This window comes from Deinococcus rhizophilus, assembly GCF_030271215.1.
GTDB classification, from domain to species: Bacteria; Deinococcota; Deinococci; order Deinococcales; family Deinococcaceae; genus Deinococcus; species Deinococcus rhizophilus.
On record NZ_JASNGB010000003.1, the window covers coordinates 7,501 to 27,718 of the forward strand.

Genomic DNA, 20,218 nt, shown 5'->3' on the forward strand with positions numbered 1-20,218 from the left:
TCGCAGGTTCGGGTCCTCCAGGGTGCGCGACAAGGTAGGGTGCCGCTCGGCCGCCGCAGTCTGGCCGGACGGTGCCGGGTATGATGGTCTCCACGAGGTGCCTATGCACAGCAGTTTCTCTCCCGGTGCGGCGACGGATGTGCGCCGCCAAGTTCCTCCCCGTCCACGGGTATTCCGGTGAGTGTGGGGTCTCGCCGGGCCATTCCGCGCCGGGCACTCGGATCGGTGGGGGGCCTGCTGCTGGGTCTGCTCGCCCTGAGTGGCCTGGCTCCCAGGGGGGCGGCGGAATCGGCCTCCCCCGGCAACGGGGTGTACCGGCTGACCAACGCCTGCGGTGGCCTCGCGCTGGATATCGGGGGCGCGGGTCTGCGCGACAGTGCTCCCGCCGTCGTGGGGCCTTACGCCAACGCGGCGCACCAGCAGTGGCGCCTCAGCGGAATGGGTTCGGGCCGCTCGCGCCTGAGCGCCCTGCACAGCGGCAAGCTGCTGGATGTGAGCCACGGCGGGCGGCAGGGCGCCCCGGTGATTCAGTACCGGGCCACGGGCGGGGCCAACCAGGACTGGCTGATTCGCCCGGCGGGTGGCGGCCAGGTGTACCTGGTGCCCGCCCACGCGCCGGACCTGCGCCTGGAAGTGCGCGGCGCGTCCAAGGCAGCGGGCACCCCTGTGCAGGTGGGTCAGGTCCGGGACGGCTGTGCCCAGCGCTGGAAGCTTGCGGCGGTGCGCGTTCCGGCGCTGCCGCCCCGGCTGGCCGTCTCGCCGGATGGCCGCTCGCTGGTGCAGGCCGACGGCTCGCCCTTCGTGTACGTCGCAGACACGGCCTGGGAACTTGCCCACCGCCTGAGCCGCGCGCAGGTGGTCCGTTATCTGGACACCCGCCGGGCGCAGGGTTTCACGGCCGTGCAGCTCGTCGCGCTGGCCGAGCTGGACGGCGTCTCGGTCCCCAATGCCCAGGGTGACCTGCCGCTCCGGGACCGGGACCCGGCCCGGCCCGCGACCACGCCCGGCGCCCGCCCGAACGACGCCGCCGAGTACGACTACTGGGACCATCTGGATTACGTCTTCGAGCAGGCGGCGGCGCGGGACTTGACCGTGACCCTGCTGCCAACCTGGGGCCGCTGGGTCAACGACGTGCCGCTGTTCACGCCCGCCTCGGCCCGCGCCTACGGCGAATTTCTGGGCAAGCGCTACCGGGACCGGCGGGTCATCTGGCTGCTGGGCGGCGACCGCCCGGCCGACACCGAGTCCAGGCGGGCCATCTGGCGGGCCATGGCGGCGGGGCTGGAAGACGGCATGGGCAGCCCCGAGGCCGCCTTGATGGGCTACCATCCCGACGCGGCCCGCACCTCGGCCGAGTGGTTTCACGATGAGAACTGGCTGGACTTCAATTCCTGGCAGAGCGGCCACTGCCGGGAACGGCGCCCCTGGGAAATGATCGGGCAGACGCGTGCCCTGAGCCCGGCCAAGCCGGTGCTGAACGCCGAACCCATCTACGAGAACCATCCGGTCTGCTTCGACGCGGCTGGTCAGGGCTATTCGGACGCCACCGACGTTCGCAACGTGGCGTACTGGAGCGTCTTCGCCGGGGCCTTTGGGCACACCTACGGGCACCACTCGGTCTGGCAGATGTGGGAGGAGGGCCGCGCCGGGATCAACGGGCCGCGCGAGTCCTGGCAGGGCGCCCTGGACGCGCCCGGCGCCCGGCAGATGCGTCACCTGCGCACGCTGCTGGAGGCCCGGCCGTTCCTGGGCCGGGCCTCCGGGGACGGGCTGGTCACCCAGACCTACGACGGCCCGCAGCGAATCCAGGCTGTCCGGGGGTCAGGCTACGCGCTGGCCTACACGGCGGCGGGCCAGCCGGTCCGCGTCCGGGGCGAGCGCCTGCCCGGCGACCGCACCGTGGCCTCGTGGTACAACCCGCGCACCGGGCAGACCCAGCCTATCCGCACGGTGACCCGCTCCGGCGACCACACCTTCGACCCCCCCTCGCAGGGGCGGGGCCACGACTGGGTGCTGGTGCTCGACGACGCGGCCCGCGACTTTCCCCTGCCCATCAGTCCTCCCTAGAGCATTTGCCATAAGAAGGCGGTGGGTTTCCGCATTCGTTGGCCGAGCAGAGCGAGCGAATGGGACAGGAACATTGGGCGGAATGGAGGCACCTGGGGCGCCGTTCCCCGGGGGCCGTCATTCTGTCCAATGCTCTAGGCGCCGGGCCAGCGCCGGAGCCCTCGGCCCGCCCCCCTCGCCCCGCCCCCCTACCACGACACGGTCCCCAACGTCAGCCCGGCCCCGTACTCGCGCGGGACCCGCAGCAGCCGGGCGTCCTGGCGGCGCAGGGCGATCTCGGGAATGCGGGCGCCCACCCCGAAGGAAGGCGGCCCGGGCGGCGTGGACCCAGGCGGCGGCGCTGCGGGGGGAGTTCCGGGAGCAGATCGGGGAACTGCGCGGGCAGGTGGCCGCGCGGGAGGCTCTGAGCTGGAGGCCGCCCGCACCCGCCTCGCCGGGCTGGAGGCGGAGGTCACGGCCCTGCACCTCGACCGCCGCCTGCTGCTGGACTACCTGCGCGATGTGGCGGGCGGGGACTTCGGCCCCGGCTGGTGCGGGCGCCGGGCGCGTGACCTGCTGGGGCGGCTGGAGGGGGAGGGCGGACGCAGGGACGGGTGATCCGGACTGCCGTCCACTTCCTTGACTTCCGGGACACCACCGGAAGTCCATCCATCTCCCGGAACCCGCCCTTTCTCCTTCTCGCCTCCGCCCGGACCTGAATCACTGCGTCAACGATTCCATCGGAGTCCGTCTGAGTATGCTGGCCCCGATGAACCACACCCGCACCTGGACAGACCTGTATGGCTCGGCCTGCGCCGTTTTCGAGGGCCGGGCGGGGGGGCACCGCTGGCNCCGGACCTGAATCACTGCGTCAACGATTCCATCGGAGTCCGTCTGAGTATGCTGGCCCCGATGAACCACACCCGCACCTGGACAGACCTGTATGGCTCGGCCTGCGCCGTTTTCGAGGGCCGGGCGGGGGGGCACCGCTGGCTCGTCGCCGCGCCCCCGGAACGGGCGGGGGACCTGCCCGCCGAACTGGAGGCCCTGGGCGGCAAGGGCGAGGTCCGCCTCCTCGTCCACGAGGGCCTCACGCCCCTGCTCGCCGCCCTGCGCGAGGGGCCAGTACGCGGCGTGGTGGTCGTCGGGGAGCGGGCGCTGACCGCCGGGCCGGAGGTCACGGTGCCGGGGCGGGAGGTGGAGGACGCGGGCGGCCTCGTCTACCGTGAGGGCGGCACTTTCCCGGCGTGGACGGCGGCCCTGAACCTCGGCGGCGAGGTGGGCGAGTGTGCCGCCGCGAGCGCCGCCGCCTCGCTGGGGGTGCCTGTGCTCGTGACTGTCCCGGACGGGGTTCGCCCGGCCCTCGAAGCCTGGATGGACGCCACCCCGCACGGGCGGTAGGCCCTCAATCCTGCTGCCTCTGCCCACCTACACTCTCCCCGTGTCCGCGCCCGTCCCCGACTCCAATCTCGACCCTGCCGTCCGCCACCTCTATGTCCACGTCCCCTTCTGCCCGACCATCTGCCCCTACTGCGACTTTCATGTCCTGACGCGGCGGGCGGGGCTGGTTGAGCGGTATCTGGAGCGGGTGGAGGAGGAAGCGGCGCGGCTGGCGCACGAATACGCGGCGGACCTCGGGACCGTCTATATCGGCGGCGGCACCCCCAGTTTCCTGCGCGACGCCGAGATCACGGCGCTGGTGGGCAGCATTCGCCGTCACCTGGGCTGGGGCCGCGCCGAGAACACGCTGGAGATCAACCCCGGCACGGTCAGCCCGGCCCGCGCTCTGCTGTGGCGTGACCTCGGTTTCGACCGTGCCTCGGTGGGCGTGCAGAGCCTCGATGACGCCACGCTGAAATTTCTGGGCCGCCAGCACGATGCCCGGCAGGCGCGGGAAGCCGTGGGAACCCTGGTGAGGGCGGGCTTTCGCGTCAGCGGCGACCTGATCACGGCGGTGCCGGGGCAGCCGCTGGAAGCGGACATTCGCGGCCTGGTGGATCTGGGGGTGGGCCACGTCAGCGCCTACACCCTCACCATCGAGCCGGGCACCGAGTTCGCCCGCCGGGGCGTGACCGTGGAGGAGGACGACGAGCGCCGGGGCTTCGAGGAGACGGAGGCCCGCCTGACCGATCTGGGCTTTTCCCGCTACGAGATCAGCAACTACGCCCGCCCCGGTCAGGAATCGCGCCACAACCTCGCCTACTGGGAGGGCCGCACCTACCTGGGGCTGGGGCCGGGGGCGGCGGGACACTACCCGGCCCCTCCGGGGGGCAAGGCCCTGACCACCCGCCGCACCAATCCCCACCTCTACGACTGGCTGGCCGGGGAGGGGGGCGAGGTCGAGGCCATCCTGCCCGGGGACTACGTCACCGACGCCCTGTTCATGGGCTTGCGGCTGCGGGCGGGGCTCGATCTGGCCGACCTGTCGCGCTGCAGCGGGGTGGACGTGCGGGCGCGGTACGCGGGGTCCATCGCCACCAACGTGGCACGCGGCCTGCTGGTGCTGGAGGGCGACCGGTTGCGGGCCACCCCCCAGGGCTGGTGGGTGCTCAACCGGGTGGTGACGGACTTTCTGGAGGGGTAGCGTCCCGCCTGCCCGGACTCACCACCCGCGCTGATGGCCGCCCGCACTCCGACTTCCGGCTGCGGGACACGGGCGGCCCCTGGGCGGGCGGTAGACTGCCCCCCATGACCAGGCAGATGGCCCAACAGATGGACTTTGACGTGCTCGTGATCGGGGCCGGGCCGGGCGGCTACCACGCCGCGATCCGCGCGGCGCAACTCGGGCTCAAGGTGGCCTGCGCCGAGCGCGACTCGGTGGGCGGCGTGTGCCTCAATGTGGGCTGCATCCCCACCAAGGCCCTGCTGCACGCGGGCGAGCAGATGGCGGCGGCCCGCCACGCTGCCGAGTTCGGCCTGAGCTTCGGCGAGCAGACGCTCAACGTCGCCAAGCTCAACGGCTGGAAGGACGGCATCGTGAGGAAGCTCACCGGCGGTGTGGGCAGCCTCTTCAAGGCGAACAAGGTCACCTCCCTGAAGGGCCAGGCTTCCTTCGTGGACGAGCACACCGTCCAGGTGGGGGACCAGACCTACACGGCGGCCAACATCATCATCGCCACCGGTTCCGAGCCCGCCCGCCTCCCCGGCATCGAGGTGGACCAGCGGCGCATCGTGGACTCGACCGGGGCGCTCGTCGTGCCCGACCCCATCCCCGCGCGGATGCTGTGCGTGGGCGGCGGCGTGATCAGCTTCGAGTTCGCGCACATCTACAACAACCTCGGCAGCGAGGTCCGCATCATCGAGTTCCTGCCCACCATCATCCCCGGCGCCGACGCCGACGCCGTGCGCGAGTTCGGCAAGTCCATGAAGAAGCAGGGCATCGAGTTCGAGACCGAGACGAAGGCCAACTCCGCCGTCCAGAAAGACGACGGCATCCACGTCGAGATCGAGAACGTGAAGACCGGCGAGAAGCGGGTGGAGGTCTTCGACCGCGTGCTGGTGGCCGTGGGCCGCCGCCCGCGCACCGACGGCCTGAACGCGGGGGCGGCGGGCGTGCACGTGACCGACCGGGGCTTTATCCCCGCCGACCAGCAGCAGCGGACCAACGTGCCCCACATCTATTCCGTCGGCGACGTGGCGAGCAATCCCATGCTGGCCCACAAGGCGATGAAAGAGGGCCTCGTCGCCGCCGAGGTGATCGCCGGGAAGCCCGCCGCGCAGGACGCCGTCGCCATCCCCGGCGTCGTCTACACCTCGCCCGAACTCGCCTGGGTGGGCCTGACCGAACTGGAGGCCAGGGAGAAGGGCTACGAGGTCAAGACCGGCGTCTTTCCCCTCTCCGCCTCGGGCCGCGCGATGACCCTGCAGCAGACCGACGGCTTCGTGAAGATGGTGGTGGAGAAAGACACCGACCTGCTGCTGGGGGTCCATATCGTGGGGCCGCACGCCTCCGACATGCTGGGCGAGGCCAGCCTCGCGCTGGAGATGGCCGCCACCGCCACCGATGTCGCGCTGACCATCCACGCCCACCCCACGCTGGGAGAGGCGATGCTGGAGGCGGCCGAGGCCGTTCACAAGCAGGCGATTCACATCATGAACCGCTGATGGGCGGGGGGACGGCGGGCCAGAAAGCTCCCTGTCCCCCCTGCTATACTCCGGCCGCTGCGAACCGCGCACTCGTAGCTCAGTTGGATAGAGCGGCCCCCTCCTAAGGGGTGGCTGCTGCTTTTTTTGTCCCGTTCCAGACGACGAAGGGGTAATTCTGAATGGGCGAAGAAACTTGACTGGGACGCACTTTATACACTAATCGCCTCGCCGGGGGAATGGAGAACCGTCGTCTCCAACGCCGTCGCCAGAAGCGGCCCTTTTCCCGGTGAATGGCCCCACCCTTGGCCCGCCTGGGACACGGGATTTCCACGTCTGGGACGGTTCTGTCAAGTCGGGTGGCCCTCCGGTGCATCCGGCGTGCGCCTCCCAGGCTCAGCTCCTGGAGGGGGTGACAGGAGCGCCGCTCCCGGTGCCCCCGGCGCGAGTGGTTGTCTTCCCCCGCAGGCCCGCTGAGGCTGTGCGGTGCGGTCAGGAGCAGGCAGAAGCCTCCCAGCCCACAAGACCAGTTTGTACCACTGCACCACGCCCTTGGTCAGCCGTCGCGGTCCCATACCTCCATTTCGCTCAACGAACCCAGGAGGCGGGGCGGACCATAGAGGGCATGAAACCGCAGATTGACTGGATTCCGGCGCGTCCCCTGTCCGCCTCGCCCCACACCGTGGACCTTCTGGTCCGCATCACGCCCCCGACTCCCCCGCAGGACACGCCGCCGCCTCCCCTCGACCTTGCCCTGGTGCTGGACACCAGCGGCAGCATGCGGGGTCAGCCGCTCGACCTGGCGAAGGCCGCCGCCCTGGAGGTCCACCGCCACCTGCGCCCCGCCGACCGCCTCGCCCTGGTCACCTTCGCTTCCAGCGCCCAGCTGGTGGCCCCGCTCCAGCCTGCCATCCGGGCCGACGGCTTCGGGGGGAGGCTGGCGGGTCTGGAGGCCGGGGGCAGCACGGCGCTCGCCCAGGGGTGGGGCCTGGCCGCCGATGTCCTGCGGCACCCCGACGCCTCCCAGCCCCCCCTGGCGCCAAACCGGCTGAAGCGCACCTTGCTCCTCACCGATGGCCGCGCCAACGTCGGCCCGCGCGACCCGCGCCTCCTGGGGGCCGGGGTGGGCCGCGCCCTGAGCGAGGGCATTTCGACCAGCACGGTCGGTGTGGGCACCCACTACGACGAGCGGCTGCTCGAGGAACTCGCCGGGGCCGGGGACGGGAACTACCACTACGCCGAGACCCCCACGGCGCTGGAGGGCCTCTTCCTCTCCGAGCTGGAGAGCCTGGGGGCGACGGTGGGACGGCGGGTCAGTCTGGGCGTCCGGGGAGTGGAGGTGCTGGACGTGCTCAACGACCTCCCGCGCCTCCCGAATGGCCGCCTCGCCCTGCCGCCCCTGCGGGCACAGAAGCCGCTGGAGGTGCTGCTGCGCGTGAGGGCGAAGGCGGGGGACCGGCTCACCCTGCGCCTGGCCTGGACGGACGCGGCGGGCGAGCGGCAGGTAGAGCGCCCTGACCTCGTCTTCGGGGCTGGAGAGCCGCAGGCCGAGCATCCCGAGGTGGTGCGCCTGCGCGGAGCCCTGCAAGTCGCCCGCGTTCAGCGGCAGATGGCTGAGCTCACCGACCGGGGCAACGTCGCGCAGGCCCTGGTGCGCCTGGGCGAGGCACGCGGACGCCTGGAAGCCCTGGCGACGCAGGGGGTGGACGTGGCGGGGGACCTCGCGCAGCTCGGCACCCTGCAAGCCTGGCTCACGCGCGGGGAGCGGGGCGCCGCGAGCAAGGCCGCCCGCAGCTTCGCCTACCGCAAGTCCACGGGCCGGGAATGAACGGTGGCAGGGAATGAGGCTGTATCCGCCCTCCAGCATGACCCTCTGGCTGGACCTGCCGGGACGCCCACCCAGCTTCGGCCCCGTGAATCTCGCCGCGCTGGTGGTGGCGCTCCTGCTGCTGGAGGCCGAAAGCGCGCGCCTGTCCAGGCAGCGTTTTCACCGTCCCCTCGCCAGCGGCGGCTTCGTGGTGGGCACGCCGCTGTTCTACCTGCGCGGCACGTCTCTGCTGGAGCCGAGGAGCCTGATGTTCGAGGCCGGAGGGCACTTCGGTCCGCCGTGGCACGCGACCCTCCCGGTGGATGCGGATATGGCGGTCACCTACCTGACCGTCTGGCTTGCCACCGGACGGGGCCGGGGCTTTCACTTCACCGAGTACGAGACCTTCGAGGGCAGCGCCGAGACCAACACCTTCTGGTCCCGCGCCTACACCCGGTTGCTGGGGATTGCCGACCCGCCTCCTCCCCCTGACCCACCCCGGACCCCCGAGCAGCAGCGCATCGACGGCCTGACCCGTGAGAGCCAGGAGCGCTGGCTCCTGCCCGAAATCGAACGGCTGTACGCCCTGCTTGAAGACCACCTCGCCGCCCCGGCGCAGCCCGGGGAGCCGCTGGCGATGGACCCTGACCCGAGGAGCATCCTATGACCCAAACTTCCATCTGGCCGCTGGGCGACCACGTCATCGAGGACGCGCCCGACCACCCCGTCATGCAGGCGGTGGCGGCGGCGCTGGAACCGCTGCGCCCGGCCCTGCGCTCGCTGACCTTCGACCCGCCCGGTCCCCGTTCCGGCCTCACCCTGGGCCTCGGCAGCGGCTTTCACCTCATCAGCATCCGGCAGCACACCGACGACCTGTTATTGCTCGACCTGCCGGTGGGGGACCTGATGCAGACGCCTGAGGCGCTCTGTGCCCTGCTGGAACGCAACGCGGGCCGCGACTGGGCCTTCCGGGTGGACAGCGTGACCCCGACTGCGCCCCCCCAGTGCGTCGTCGTCCTCGAACACCTACTGCCGCTGGAGGACATTCCCACCCTGCCCGCCCGGGTCCTGAGCGGCTGGCGGGCCAGGATTCTCGCCCAGGGCCTGCTCGACGCCCTGAACGGCCAAGGAGACCCGCTGTGACCCCTCCCGTTATGACCCCTGAAGACCGCTTTCCCGCTCCCCCCGGCCATCCCCACGCGCCCGCCGTCGCCGCCGCGCTGGAGCAGCTCCGGTTTCTGCTGAGCGGCTGGCAGTGGCAGGTGTACGGCGATGACCTCGTCGCCGTGCTGGCCCTGCGGGACGAAGCCACCAGCCTGCGCATCTGGGTGCGGGAAGGCGGCATCAACCTCGACGTGTTCTGCCTGCGGGTGCCCGCCCACCCCCACATCCTGACCTGGGTGCTGGCCGAGAACTACGGGCAGGGCTTCCGGGCACGGGCCACCCGGTCGGAGGACGACCGCGTGCTCATCTACGTCACCGCCGATTTTCCCCTCACCATCCTGGGGGACCTGGCACAGTACATCTGGCTCGCGCTGGAGTCGGAGCTGAGGTGGCGCGGGCGGCTGATGCAGGTGCGGATTCCTGAGGAACCGGAGGGGCTGAGCGCGTAAGGTCAGCGCACAGAGAGCAGGCAGGACCGGTCTTCACCGCCCTGCCTGCTTCCAGTTGTATGACGGCCTCTTCGACCCCAGGTCACTCAGTAACGCTGCGCCTGTCTCCGCCACGCCCGCGCCAGGGAGCGCCCCAACCGCCCGTCGGCCAGCCGCAGCAGGTGGGCATTGGGGAGGGCCTGGGGCCGGGCCTCCAGCACTCGGCGGACGACCTCGGGGTCTGACCGCTCCGGATGTAGATACGCCAGCGCGAAGCTCGCCAGCGCCGGGCTGCGGCTTATTCCCGCGAAGCAGTGGACATGCAGCGACGGCGGCCTCACCCCGTCGAGGAAGCGCTCAAGCCGCGCGAGGTGCCACTCCTGGGGGGCGTGGTCGAGCGGGTCACCGTCGGTGTCGTGGAAGACCAGTTCCAGGACGGGCGCGTCCAGCGCCTCCAGCTCCGCCGGGCGGCGGTCCTGCGGGTCACGCAGGCTCACCACGGCGGCCACGTCCGTCAGGTCGGGGAGGTCATGGACGCCGCTGACGGTGAGGCGAATCATGCCTGCGCGTCGGTTTCCAGGGTGGGCCGCCGCAGCACTAGGATGTGCCACCCCTGACGCCCGTCCCTGGAGACGGCGAGGTGCTGGGCGGTGAGGGACCCCACCTCCTCGACGAGGCCCTCGTCCTCGAAGGCGAGGTTAGCCGAGTCGGTCAGGGCGCGTTCGGCCCGCGACACCAGCGGGATGGCCTGCTCGATGCTTACGATGAGCGCGACGTGCCCCCCGATGCTCAGCGCGTTCCAGCAGTGGCCCAGCACGGTCCTCAGCCACTCCAGATACTGGAACGGCTCCAGGCCCAGCTCGGCGGCGGTCGGGGGGTGGACGATGACGAAATCGGCCAGCGCCGCGTGCCCCTCGCTCAGGACATCGCTCAGGTCGTTCTCGTAAAGGTCCAGGGGGGCGATGTACGGCTCACGGGGGTTGAGGTCACTGGCCCAGACGCGGTGCCCCATCAGCCGCGCCATCCGCGCGACCGTGCCGCTGCCCGCCATCGGGTCGGCAACAATCCCTGCCTTCGGCATATACCGCCGAATCAGGCTGCGGGCGACCGAGGGGTGCAGGTCGCCCGGCTGCTGCAACTCGGTCGAGGCGTACACCCAGACCACCTCGCGCGGGCTGTACTCGCGCACCGGCTTTCCCGGGTTCGGGATGGGGCCGAGCCAGCCATGCCCCTGCACCACCGGGGCGAACTGCCGCAGGTGGTCGGCCAGGGCGCGTTCCTGTTGAATGCGGGTGCCCCGCAGCACCAGCCCGGCGAGCTGGCCCGCCCTGTCCTCCCCGTTCAGCTTTTCCAGCACCTGGAAGTTCCCGCCCTCCGAGAGCAGCCTGCGCCGCTGCTGGCCCCAGCGGGCGATGTAGCGCAGGTGGTGGCGAAAGTGACCGGGGCTGATGTCCAGTTCCTCCAGCAGCCGCACGGCCTCCCCGTCGCCTCCCTGGACGGCCTGCCCGAACTGGCCCAGCACCTCGTCCTCGCGCGGGTCCGGCTCCACCTGAACGCGGAGCTTCTGCTTGTGTCCGGCCCACTCCGCCACCCTACTCACCAGCAGCGAGTAGGTCCTCCAGGTGCTTCCCTCTCTCGGCATGGCCTTATTCTCTCACATCCTGGTTGTTTCGTTCAACTAAATAGGATGGCTTAGTTGCCCGTCCCTCCAGATGCCGGATGGGGCAGACTGGGAGGCGTGAAGCCCGAAGAGCAGGCCCGCCTCCTCATTGACGAGCAGCTCCGGGCCGCCGGGTGGGTCATTCAGGACTACCGGGCGGCCAACCTGACCGCCGCCGACGGGGTGGTGCTGCGCGAGGTGCCGACCGCCGAGGGGCCGTGCGACTACATGCTGTTCTGGAAGCGCCGGGCCGTCGGCATCGTGGAGGCCAAGCCGGAGGGCACGCCGCTGCTGGGCGTCAGCGAACAGACCGACAAGTACGCCACCGGCCTCCCGCCCCAGCTCCGCAAGCTGGCCGACCCGCTGCCCTTCGGGTACGAGGCCAACGGGCACGAGGTGCAGTTCCGCGACCGCCGCGACCCCGACAGCCGCTCGCGCCGCGTCTTCCACTTTCACCGGCCGGGGACGCTGGGGGCCTGGGCCGCCGAGGCGGAGACCCTGCGTGCCCGCCTGCGCCGCCTTCCGCCCCTCGCCCGGACCGGGCTGCGGGACGCGCAGTTCGAGGCCATCACCCATCTGGAGCACTCGCTGGCCCAGGGCCGCCCCCGTGCCCTGATTCAGATGACGATGGGCAGCGGCAAGAGTTACACGGCGGTGGCGAGCACCTACCGCCTGCTCAAGCACGCCCGCGCCCGCCGGGTGCTGTTTCTGGTGGACCGGGGCAACCTGGGGCGGCAGGCGCTGGGCGAATTTCGCAACTTCGCCGCGCCGGACGACGGACGCCGCTTCACCGAGCTGTACAACGTCCAGCATCTCCAGTCCAACCGCATCGACCCCGACGCGCAGGTGGTCATCACGACCATCCAGCGCCTGTACTCCATCCTGCGGGGCGAGGCCGCCTTCGATGAGGGGAACGAGGAGCGCAGCGGGTTCGAGCTGGGGGGCGAGGGGGCCGAGCGCCTGGTGTCCTATCAGCCCCGGGTGCCAGTCGAGACCTTCGACTTCATGGTTGCCGACGAGTGCCACCGCTCCATCTACGGGACCTGGCGGCAGGTGCTGGACTACTTCGACGCTTTCCTCACCGGCCTGACCGCCACGCCGGACGCCCGCACCATCGGCTTCTTCGGCAAGAACCTGGTGATGGAATACGGGCACGAGCGGGCGGTGGCCGACGGCGTGAACGTGGATTTCGACGTGTACCGCATCCGCACCCGCATCGGGCAGGAGGGAGCGCGGGTGGCCGCCGGGGAGTTTCTGGACTACCGCGACAAACGCACCGGGCGGCTGGAGCTGCGCCAGCTGGGCGACGATTTCGACTACGCCGCCAGCCAGCTCGACCGCAGCGTGGTGGCCGTGGACCAGATTCGCACGGTCGTCCGCGAATACCGCGACCGGGTGCTGCCGCTGGTGTTCCCGGACCGCACCCACACGCCCAAGACCCTCATCTTCGCCAAGAACGACGCCCACGCCGACGACATCGTGCGCATCGTGCGCGAGGAGTTCGGCAAGGGCAACGACTTCTGCAAGAAAATCACCTACGGCGTGACCGGCGTGAGCACCGACACGCTGATTTCGCAGTTCCGCAACGACTTCAACCCGCGCGTGGTGGTCACGGTGGACATGATTGCCACCGGCACCGACATCCGGGCGCTGGAGGTCCTGCTGTTCCTGCGGGACGTGAAGTCGCGCTCCTATTTCGACCAGATGAAGGGCCGGGGCACCCGCGTGGTCAGCGCCGACGAGCTGCAAAAGGTCAGCAGCGACGCGCGGCACAAGAGCTTCTTCCTGCTGGTGGACGCGGTGGGCGTCACCGAGGGGGACCGCAGCGAGGCCCGGCCCCTGGAACGGCAGCGCAGCGTGGCGCTGGAGAAACTGCTGCACGGGGTCGGGCTGGGCGACACCAGCGAGGGCGCCCTGAGTAGCCTCGCCGGACGCCTCGCGCGGCTCGACCGCACCCTGTCCCCGGCCCAGCGGGGCGACATCGAGACGCGGGCGGGACGCCCCATGCGGGAGCTTATCGCTGGCCTGCTGACGGCCACCCAGCCCGAGGCGGCGCAGCGCCGGGCCGGGGAAGTCGCCCGCGCCGCCCACCGTCCCGTCACCCCGCAGGACGTGCAGCGGGCGGGCGAGGACCTGCGCGACGAGGCCACCGCCCCCTTTGCCGACCCGGACCTGCGCGACCTCATCACCCGGACGGCGGGGCGCAATGAGGTGGTCATCGACGCCGTGAGCCTCGACGAGGTGCTGCCCGGCGAGCATGTAGAGCGCCGCGACCCCGCCGACCTCGCCCGGCAGGTGGCCGAGGGACGGGTGCGGACCTTCCGGGCCTTCATCGAGGCCCACAAGGACGACATCGACGCCCTGAGCATCCTCTACGCGCAGCCCCACGCGCGGCGGCGGGTCACCTACCGCCAGGTCAAGGAGCTGGGCCGGGCGCTGGAAGGCCACGACCAGAACCTCCAGCCTGGGCGCCTCTATCAGGACTTCGCCACGCTGGACGGCGAGCGGGTGCGCGGGCAGGCGGCGCGGCGGCAACTCGCCGACCTGGTGGCCCTGGTGCGCTACGCCACCGGACAGGCGGAGATTCTGGAACCCTTCGGGCAGACCGTGCAGGCCCGCTTCGACGCCTGGCTGACCGCGCAGGAGGCCGCCGGGCGCACCTTCACCCCGGAGCAGCGGCGCTGGCTGGACCTCATCTGCGAGCGCGTCGCCACCGACCTCACCGCGCAGGAGGGCACCCTCAACGAGACGCCCTTCGGCGAGCTGGGCGGCCTGACCCGCGCCCGCGCCGTCTTTGGGGAGAGCGGGCTGCGCGAGCTGCTGGAGGAGTTGAACGAGGCCCTCGCCGCCTGATTTCGCTCAACGAAAGATTTCCCCGCCTGTCATCCTATAGGGGCAGGCGGGCGAGCGGTTGGCCCACAACGAGAGAAGAAAGGCGACCTGGACGGCGAAAAGCCGGACCCCTGGGAGGGTGACCCATGCTCGAAAAACTGAAGAAGAACGGCGGCAAGAACCGCGAGGCCCGGTACGCCTGGGAGATGCCCGAGATGGGCGCGAAGACCCCGGCGCGTGACCCCCAGGGGCACTGGGGCCGGGTGGCGGCGCACCTGCGGGCGGTCAACCCCCGCGACCGGCGCGGGATGAAGAAGGCCCGCAAGATGCTCGCCCGCCTGTGCGCGGGCCTTTCGCCATCGGCGGAAGCTGGTAGGATGTTGCCAGTATGCGAACCGTCCAGTTCACGCTGAGGCAGTACCTGAACACGCACGGGCTGAGCGCCTACCGGCTGGCCCAGGCCGCGCGGGGACGGGTCAGCGAGCGCACCGTGTACGCGCTGGCGCGGGGTGAGGCCAGCCGCGTGGACCTGGGCACCCTGGGAGCGGTCATCACCACGCTGGAGGAACTCACCGGAGAGCCGGTCAGCCCCGGCGACCTGCTGACCGCCGTCACGGTGCCGGGACCTGACCCCGAAGCGCGGGCCTGGCTCGACGGGGACGCCTCGCGCCTGGGCGAGTTCGGGGCCTACGACTGGGACGGGGCCGACCCTTACGCGCTGGGTGAGCCGGTACGGTTCGGACCTGACGGCGAACTCGTCATCGGTGGCGAGTGACGCGCACCCTTACGCCCGGCGCGGTGTTCGTGGCCGACTTTCCCGAACACGACCCCAGCGGGCACGAGCAGCAAGGCCCCCGCCCCGCCATCCTCGTGGGGCTGCCCACGAACGCCGGGCGGCCCCGTTTCCCGGTCCTGATGCTGGCCCCGGTCACGACCTTCCGGGGGCAGCCCTGGGTGGCCGCCGCGCCCGACCTTTACCCCGTCCTGAGCGCCGGAGCGGGCGGGCTGCGGGTCCCCAGCGTCGCCCTGATAGACCAGACCCGCGCCCTCGACGCCGCGCGGGTGTCCCGCTACCTGGGCACCCTGAGCGGCGAAGACTACGCCCCGATTCACGCCGCCGTGCGGCTCATCTTCCGGGTGTGACCCGAAGGAGGTCTGCCACAATGCCCCCCGTGACCGCCACCCCCGAAGCCCCGCCGACCACGCCCCAGCCTGCGCCCCTGCCGCCCGGCTGGGCGTGGACCACGTTGGGGGAGGTGGCCTATGTAAACGCCCGACCGGACACTTCCGGGCTAGATGAAGACGCGCCAGTGACGTTCATTCCGATGGCCGCTGTGCAGGAAGTGTGTGGGCAGTACGACGGCTCACAGGTTCGGTCCTACGGGCAGGTCAAGAAGGGCTATACCCCCTTCCAGGATGGCGACCTCATCTTCGCCAAAATTACGCCTTGCATGGAGAACGGCAAGGCGGCCCTCGTCGATGGGTTGACCAGTGGCATCGGGTACGGCTCGACGGAGTTTCACGTCATTCGAGCGACCAGCGTCCTTGAGCGGAAGTACGCCTTCTACCTCGTGACAAGCAAGCAGTTTCGGGGCGAGGCCGAGCACAACATGCGTGGTGCAGCAGGACAGAAGCGGGTACCGCCGCACTTCTTGACGGATTACTCCCTTCCCCTCCCCCCCCTCCCCGAGCAGCGGCGCATCGTCGCCCGCATCGAGGAGCTGTTCAGCAAGCTGGACGCGGGCACGGCCGAGCTGAAGCGCACGCAGGCCCTCCTAAAACGCTACCGCCAGAGCCTGCTGCACGCCGCCGTCACCGGGGAACTGTCGCGGGAGTGGCGGGCGGCGAACCCGGCCACCGAGACGGGCGCGGAGCTGCTGACCCGGATTCTGGAAGAACGCCGGGGGCGGTGGGCGCAGAGCGGCAAGAAGGGCAAGTACAAGGAGCCGCAGGAGCCGGAGACGGCGGGCTTGCCGGAGCTGCCGACGGAGTGGACGTGGGCGAGCGTGGAGCAGGTAGCGGATGTGGGGACGGGCGCAACGCCGTTGAAGGGCGAGCGGCGTTTTTACGAGGGCGGGTCTATTCCCTGGGTGACGAGTGGGGCGATGAACAGCGACTTCATCACCGAGCCGACGAACTTCATCACCGAAGCCGCCGTGCAGGAAACGAACGCGAAGGTCTTCCCGGCGGGAACGCTCCTCATTGCCATGTACGGCGAGGGGAAAACACGGGGGAAGGTCGGAGAACTTGTCATACCCGCGGCGACGAACCAAGCCTGTGCCGCACTGATGTTCAGTGGGCCTGGCGAAACTCGGTCTTTCGCCAAGCTCTTTTTCCGCTGGAACTACGACAACTTGCGGCGGGCTGCGGCGGGGGGTGTCCAACCCAATCTGAGCCTCGGCATCATCAAGGAAATCTCTCTCCCCCTCCCCCCCCTCCCCGAACAGACCTACATCGTCTCGGAGGTCGAACGCCGCCTGTCCATCCTCGACAACCTGGAAGCCACCGTCAGCGCCGAGCTGAAGCGGGCCGAGGCCATGCGCCAGAGCGTGCTGCACCGGGCCTTCACGGGCGGGCTGGTGCCCCAGGACCCGGCGGATGAACCCGCCAGTGTGCTGCTGGAACGCATCCAGGCCGAGAAGCTCAAGGCGGGCGCGGCGGCGGTTCGGGCGGGGGGGCGGCGGGGGCGGAAGCCGGGGGGCGGCGGCTTGTTCGCGCCGGACGCCGAAACCTGAAACAACCTGCTTACTTGTTCGCGCTGAGTAGAACAAGGTGGGACGTTATTCCACTTTTGGGGCTGAAAGACGAATAAGGGAGAGGGGCGGAGGCACGGGCTGCCCCGCCCCCTTTTCGTCAAGCGCAGGCCCGGCGGCGGTGACATCATGCCTCCCATGACCTCCCCCTCTCCCGCCCAGCTTGTCGCCCGCGTCTGGAGTCTGGCGCACCTCCTCAGGAATGACGGGGTGGGCTACGGCGACTACCTGGAGCAAATCACCTTCCTCCTGTTCCTCAAGATGGCCGGTGAGATGCGCGGCCAGCCCGACGCGCCCGAGGTGCCGGAGGCGTACTCCTGGGAGCGGCTGCGCGGCCTGACCGGGGCGGAGCTGGAAACCCAGTACCGCCGCACGCTGGAGGAACTGGCGAGGGAGCCGGGGCTGCTGGGCGTCATCTTCAGGAAGGCGCACAACAAGGTGAACGACCCGGCGACCCTCAGGCGGGTGGTCAGCCTCATCGACGAGCAGCAGTGGTCGGGGCTGCCCTTCGACGTGAAAGGCGAAATCTACGAGGGGCTGCTCCAGAAAAACGCCGAGGACGTGAAGGGCGGGGCCGGGCAATACTTCACGCCCCGCTCCCTTATCGAGGCGATGGTGGAGGTCACGCACCCGAAGCCCGGCGAGACCATCGCGGACCCGGCGTGCGGGACCGGGGGCTTTCTGCTCGCGGCGCGGGATTACCTCGTCAAGACCTACCGCCTCGACCCCGACGAGCGCGAGGACCTGCGCGAGCGCACCTTTCACGGGGCTGACATCGTGGACAGCGTGGTGCGGCTGGCGGCGATGAACTTCTTCCTTCACGGCATCGGCGGCACGACGACCCCGGTGGAGCGCCTCGACAGCCTGGCGACGCCCCCGGCGCGGGCGGTAGACATCGTGCTGGCGAACCCGCCCTTCGGCGTGAAAGGGGCGCTGGTGGAGCTGGACGAGGACGGCAACGCGGTGCGCCAGCAGCAGAGCTACGCCCGCCCGGACTTCACGGCCCGCACCAGCAACAAGCAGCTGAACTTCCTTCAGCACATCCTCTCGCTGCTCAGGGTCGGGGGCCGCGCCGCCGTTGTGGTGCCTGACAACGTGCTGTTCGAGGCGGGAGCGGGCGAGGTGGTGCGCCGCCGCCTGCTGCACGACTGCAACCTGCACACGGTGCTGCGGCTGCCGACCGGCATCTTCTACGCCCAGGGGGTGAAGGCGAACGTGCTGTTCTTCGACCGGGGCGCGAGCGGCGAAGGGGCGCTGACCCGCGAGGTGTGGTTCTACGACCTCCGCACCAACCAGCACTTCACCCTCAAGACCCGCCCCATGCGCCGCGAGGACCTGCGCGACTTCGTGGAGGCGTACCGGGCCGAGGACCGCACCGCCCGGCAGGAGTCCGAACGTTTCCGCCGCTTCACCCTCGAAGAGCTGCTGGCCCGCGACAAGGTCAACCTCGACGCGTTCTGGCTCAAGGACGACAGCCTGGAGGAAGGCAGCGACCTGCCCGCGCCCGCCATCCTGGCCGCCGAAATCGTGGAGAGCCTCGAAGCGGCGCTCGATGAGTTCCGGCAGGTGGCGGGGGAGCTGGGCAGGGAAGAGGCTGAAGAGGCCGTGCCTGCTTGAAGGTCAGGCCCTTTGCCACCTCGCCCGCCTGGCCCGGTAGCGTGCCATCCTCTCCCGAATCCGGGCCTCCTGCCGCTCCTCTGCGGTCAGGCTGCCGTCTTCCTGGAAGCGGCGGGCGAAGTGCGACTCCATCTCCGGCGAGGCGCAGAGGATACCGTCTTGGTCCTCCTGGATGGCCCCGGCGATCAGCAGCTTGTCCCGGTGCTTGTGCAGGTCGTAGGGCCGGGCATCCATCCGCTGTGCGAGTTCCGCCAGGCTCTGCGGCCCGAAGTAGAGCAGCAGGTCGAAGAGCTGTTCCGCCGTCTTCCCCAGCTTGCCCCTCCCGTTCCGCAGGTGGAGCGATGAACTGAAGTACCCTCTGGTCTCCTCTTCCGTAATATGGGTGCTTCGGTTCGTCGTCAACAGAATAAATGAGCCGCTTTTGTCGCCCTGTGGACTCAGCCCCCGCCGCAGCAGACCACGCTGTTCGAGCAGGGCCAGGCTGTTTTGCAAGGTGGCGGTCGAGCCTACGTTCGCCTCGCGCTCCAATTGGGTCCAGGCCACGCTGACCTCCGCGCCTTCCGGGTGGTCGTGCCCGTGGTGCCAGCCCAGGCGCAGCAATGCCTTGTAGACGCTGCGGGCGGACTTCCCGGCGGTGGTCTTCCAGGGGTCGGCCATCATGGCGTCCACGAGCTCCCCGATGGTCTCGCGGACGATGGAGCTGACCTTGCTGGGGGGCGGCACCCCCGCCTCCTCGTAGAAGTGGGTGGCGGAGATGGTCTCGCCCCGTCCGTGCCGGGCCAGCACGCCCCCGATAGCGCGTTCCCGCTCGGAGAGTTCGTCGTCTTGACACCCCCGCGCCAGGTCGAGGAGGTCCCGCCGAATCTCCTCCCCGGGCACGCCGCAGTTCAGGCCGTGGCAGGTGGCGGCCACCGTCAGGGAGTGGCGGCGTCCCTCCTCCCATAGCTCTTCCAGCCGCTCAAGCTCGTCGTCCCAGCGGTCGGTCTTCTCGCCCTCGAGAATCACGCTCTCCAGCCGGGGGTGCCACGGGTGCCGGGGTCTGGCCTTGCCACAGGTGAACCGCTGCACGCTGCGCGATGTTCCCAGCCGGATGAAGTCGGCGGCGTCCTGCCGTGGTCCCGACGCCAGCTCAGGCAGGGAAAGGATTTCCGAGGTGGCGAAGTCCACCAGCGGGTTGGCCCCGTACCCGTCCAGCTCGGCACCCCGGTAAGGCAGGAAGACGCCGACGCCTTGCCCACTGGGGCTCGATGGACGCAACTCAATCGTTATGCCGACCAGTTCCCGTACCACCCTCTGAAGGAACTTCAGCGAGGCGTACGCCTGCCGGACCGGAATGGGCCGGTTCAGCAGGAACCACAGGTGGGTTCCCCGGTCTCTGGTCCCTCCGTTGAACAGCACGGTCAGCCCCTGCCGCCTCAGCAACTCGAACAGCGGCTGGAGGTCGTCGGGGCGATGCTCGTCGAAGTCCAGCATCGCCCAGGTGGTCAGCGGAAGCTTTCTTCCATGTGGAGTGAAGCCGGGGAAGAGGCCCAGGGCGCCGGGGCCGGGCCAGGCCGCCTCAGCGAGGTGTGTCCCGAACTCGCGCAGGGTGGCGGGGGAAGCCGCCTCATATACCTGCTTGTTGTGCGGGTCGCTTCTGGGGTCCCAGCGGATATGCCGCGTCTCCTGACGGGGGAAAAGGTCGCTCAGCATCTGGGCCAGGGAAGGGGGTGGGTCAGTCATGCTCAACAGCATCTCGTCCGTCCGTTTCTTCAGTCCGACTGAAAATGTGACTGGACGAGAACCTGTTCTCCGAGGGAGTCACTGTCAGGGGCTTCCAGGGGAGGAC

At 70.1% G+C, this 20,218-nt stretch carries 18 protein-coding genes; 15 read left to right on the plus strand and 3 right to left on the minus strand.

Annotation, left to right across the window (positions count from 1 at the left end):
* The first annotated feature begins 177 nt into the window (after positions 1–177).
* The 9 genes from QOL99_RS00845 to QOL99_RS00885 all read left to right on the plus strand — a co-directional run bounded on the left by QOL99_RS00845 (position 178) and on the right by QOL99_RS00885 (position 9,549).
* Positions 178–2,067 (plus strand): apiosidase-like domain-containing protein, encoded by a 1,890-nt coding sequence (locus tag QOL99_RS00845; protein ID WP_285520719.1) that lies wholly within the window; start codon positions 178–180, stop codon positions 2,065–2,067.
* A gap of 321 nt (positions 2,068–2,388) precedes the next feature.
* Positions 2,389–2,664: a hypothetical protein gene (locus tag QOL99_RS00850; protein ID WP_285520720.1), complete on the plus strand. Its 276-nt coding sequence runs from the start codon at positions 2,389–2,391 to the stop codon at positions 2,662–2,664.
* A 294-nt stretch (positions 2,665–2,958) separates the two neighbouring features.
* The gene (locus QOL99_RS00855; RefSeq protein ID WP_285520721.1) at positions 2,959–3,447 is read left to right on the plus strand and encodes a hypothetical protein; all 489 of its coding nucleotides are present in this window, start codon (positions 2,959–2,961) and stop codon (positions 3,445–3,447) included.
* A 40-nt stretch (positions 3,448–3,487) separates the two neighbouring features.
* The gene (hemW, locus tag QOL99_RS00860) at positions 3,488–4,630 is read left to right on the plus strand and encodes a radical SAM family heme chaperone HemW (protein WP_285520722.1); all 1,143 of its coding nucleotides are present in this window, start codon (positions 3,488–3,490) and stop codon (positions 4,628–4,630) included.
* A 116-nt stretch (positions 4,631–4,746) separates the two neighbouring features.
* On the plus strand, positions 4,747–6,150 hold the full coding sequence (lpdA, locus tag QOL99_RS00865; RefSeq protein WP_285520765.1) for a dihydrolipoyl dehydrogenase: 1,404 nt from the start codon (positions 4,747–4,749) through the stop codon (positions 6,148–6,150).
* A 604-nt stretch (positions 6,151–6,754) separates the two neighbouring features.
* Positions 6,755–7,957 carry a vWA domain-containing protein gene (locus QOL99_RS00870; protein ID WP_285520723.1) on the plus strand — a complete coding sequence of 401 codons (1,203 nt, stop codon included), beginning with the start codon at positions 6,755–6,757 and terminating at the stop codon, positions 7,955–7,957.
* A gap of 37 nt (positions 7,958–7,994) precedes the next feature.
* Positions 7,995–8,603: a hypothetical protein gene (locus tag QOL99_RS00875; protein ID WP_285520724.1), complete on the plus strand. Its 609-nt coding sequence runs from the start codon at positions 7,995–7,997 to the stop codon at positions 8,601–8,603.
* Complete coding sequence (locus QOL99_RS00880) at positions 8,600–9,079, plus strand: hypothetical protein (protein ID WP_285520725.1); 480 nt, start codon at positions 8,600–8,602, stop codon at positions 9,077–9,079. Before QOL99_RS00875 ends, QOL99_RS00880 begins: the two co-directional genes overlap by 4 nt.
* Positions 9,076–9,549 (plus strand): hypothetical protein, encoded by a 474-nt coding sequence (locus QOL99_RS00885; protein WP_285520726.1) that lies wholly within the window; start codon positions 9,076–9,078, stop codon positions 9,547–9,549. Before QOL99_RS00880 ends, QOL99_RS00885 begins: the two co-directional genes overlap by 4 nt.
* 86 nt (positions 9,550–9,635) lie before the next feature.
* On the opposite strand, the gene QOL99_RS00890 is transcribed toward QOL99_RS00885, so the two are convergent.
* Complete coding sequence (locus QOL99_RS00890; protein WP_285520727.1) at positions 9,636–10,088, minus strand: hypothetical protein; 453 nt, start codon at positions 10,086–10,088, stop codon at positions 9,636–9,638.
* Positions 10,085–11,170, minus strand: coding sequence for a TRM11 family methyltransferase (locus QOL99_RS00895; RefSeq protein ID WP_285520728.1), 1,086 nt, complete (start codon positions 11,168–11,170; stop codon positions 10,085–10,087). Before QOL99_RS00895 ends, QOL99_RS00890 begins: the two co-directional genes overlap by 4 nt.
* A 96-nt stretch (positions 11,171–11,266) precedes the next feature.
* Here QOL99_RS00895 and QOL99_RS00900 point away from each other — a divergent pair, with 96 nt between their 5' ends.
* From QOL99_RS00900 to QOL99_RS00925, 6 genes are all read left to right on the plus strand, one after another.
* Positions 11,267–14,041 carry a type I restriction endonuclease subunit R gene (locus tag QOL99_RS00900; RefSeq protein WP_285520729.1) on the plus strand — a complete coding sequence of 925 codons (2,775 nt, stop codon included), beginning with the start codon at positions 11,267–11,269 and terminating at the stop codon, positions 14,039–14,041.
* 125 nt (positions 14,042–14,166) lie between these two features.
* The gene (locus QOL99_RS00905) at positions 14,167–14,433 is read left to right on the plus strand and encodes a hypothetical protein (RefSeq protein ID WP_285520730.1); all 267 of its coding nucleotides are present in this window, start codon (positions 14,167–14,169) and stop codon (positions 14,431–14,433) included.
* The gene (locus QOL99_RS00910; protein WP_285520731.1) at positions 14,409–14,795 is read left to right on the plus strand and encodes a helix-turn-helix domain-containing protein; all 387 of its coding nucleotides are present in this window, start codon (positions 14,409–14,411) and stop codon (positions 14,793–14,795) included. Before QOL99_RS00905 ends, QOL99_RS00910 begins: the two co-directional genes overlap by 25 nt.
* The gene (locus QOL99_RS00915) at positions 14,792–15,163 is read left to right on the plus strand and encodes a type II toxin-antitoxin system PemK/MazF family toxin (protein ID WP_285520732.1); all 372 of its coding nucleotides are present in this window, start codon (positions 14,792–14,794) and stop codon (positions 15,161–15,163) included. The genes QOL99_RS00910 and QOL99_RS00915 overlap by 4 nt, the downstream gene beginning before the upstream one ends.
* Before the next feature lie 29 nt (positions 15,164–15,192).
* Positions 15,193–16,755 carry a restriction endonuclease subunit S gene (locus tag QOL99_RS00920; protein WP_285520733.1) on the plus strand — a complete coding sequence of 521 codons (1,563 nt, stop codon included), beginning with the start codon at positions 15,193–15,195 and terminating at the stop codon, positions 16,753–16,755.
* Between the two features lie 156 nt (positions 16,756–16,911).
* Positions 16,912–18,390 (plus strand): class I SAM-dependent DNA methyltransferase, encoded by a 1,479-nt coding sequence (locus tag QOL99_RS00925; protein WP_285520734.1) that lies wholly within the window; start codon positions 16,912–16,914, stop codon positions 18,388–18,390.
* A 3-nt stretch (positions 18,391–18,393) separates the two neighbouring features.
* On the opposite strand, the gene QOL99_RS00930 is transcribed toward QOL99_RS00925, so the two are convergent.
* Positions 18,394–20,112: a hypothetical protein gene (locus QOL99_RS00930; RefSeq protein ID WP_285520735.1), complete on the minus strand. Its 1,719-nt coding sequence runs from the start codon at positions 20,110–20,112 to the stop codon at positions 18,394–18,396.
* Positions 20,113–20,218 lie beyond the last annotated feature (106 nt).

Excerpts from the sequence above, each read along its gene's own strand:
- QOL99_RS00895 (WP_285520728.1), bottom strand. The coding sequence starts at position 11,170 with ATGCCGAGAGAGGGAAGCACCTGGAGGACCTACTCGCTGCTGGTGAGT.
- lpdA (WP_285520765.1), top strand. The coding sequence starts at position 4,747 with ATGGCCCAACAGATGGACTTTGACGTGCTCGTGATCGGGGCCGGGCCG.
- QOL99_RS00870 (WP_285520723.1), top strand. The coding sequence starts at position 6,755 with ATGAAACCGCAGATTGACTGGATTCCGGCGCGTCCCCTGTCCGCCTCG.
- QOL99_RS00925 (WP_285520734.1), top strand. The coding sequence starts at position 16,912 with ATGACCTCCCCCTCTCCCGCCCAGCTTGTCGCCCGCGTCTGGAGTCTG.
- QOL99_RS00875 (WP_285520724.1), top strand. The coding sequence starts at position 7,995 with ATGACCCTCTGGCTGGACCTGCCGGGACGCCCACCCAGCTTCGGCCCC.
- QOL99_RS00855 (WP_285520721.1), top strand. The coding sequence starts at position 2,959 with ATGAACCACACCCGCACCTGGACAGACCTGTATGGCTCGGCCTGCGCC.
- QOL99_RS00880 (WP_285520725.1), top strand. The coding sequence starts at position 8,600 with ATGACCCAAACTTCCATCTGGCCGCTGGGCGACCACGTCATCGAGGAC.
- QOL99_RS00910 (WP_285520731.1), top strand. The coding sequence starts at position 14,409 with ATGCGAACCGTCCAGTTCACGCTGAGGCAGTACCTGAACACGCACGGG.
- QOL99_RS00890 (WP_285520727.1), bottom strand. The coding sequence starts at position 10,088 with ATGATTCGCCTCACCGTCAGCGGCGTCCATGACCTCCCCGACCTGACG.
- QOL99_RS00930 (WP_285520735.1), bottom strand. The coding sequence starts at position 20,112 with ATGACTGACCCACCCCCTTCCCTGGCCCAGATGCTGAGCGACCTTTTC.
- QOL99_RS00905 (WP_285520730.1), top strand. The coding sequence starts at position 14,167 with ATGCTCGAAAAACTGAAGAAGAACGGCGGCAAGAACCGCGAGGCCCGG.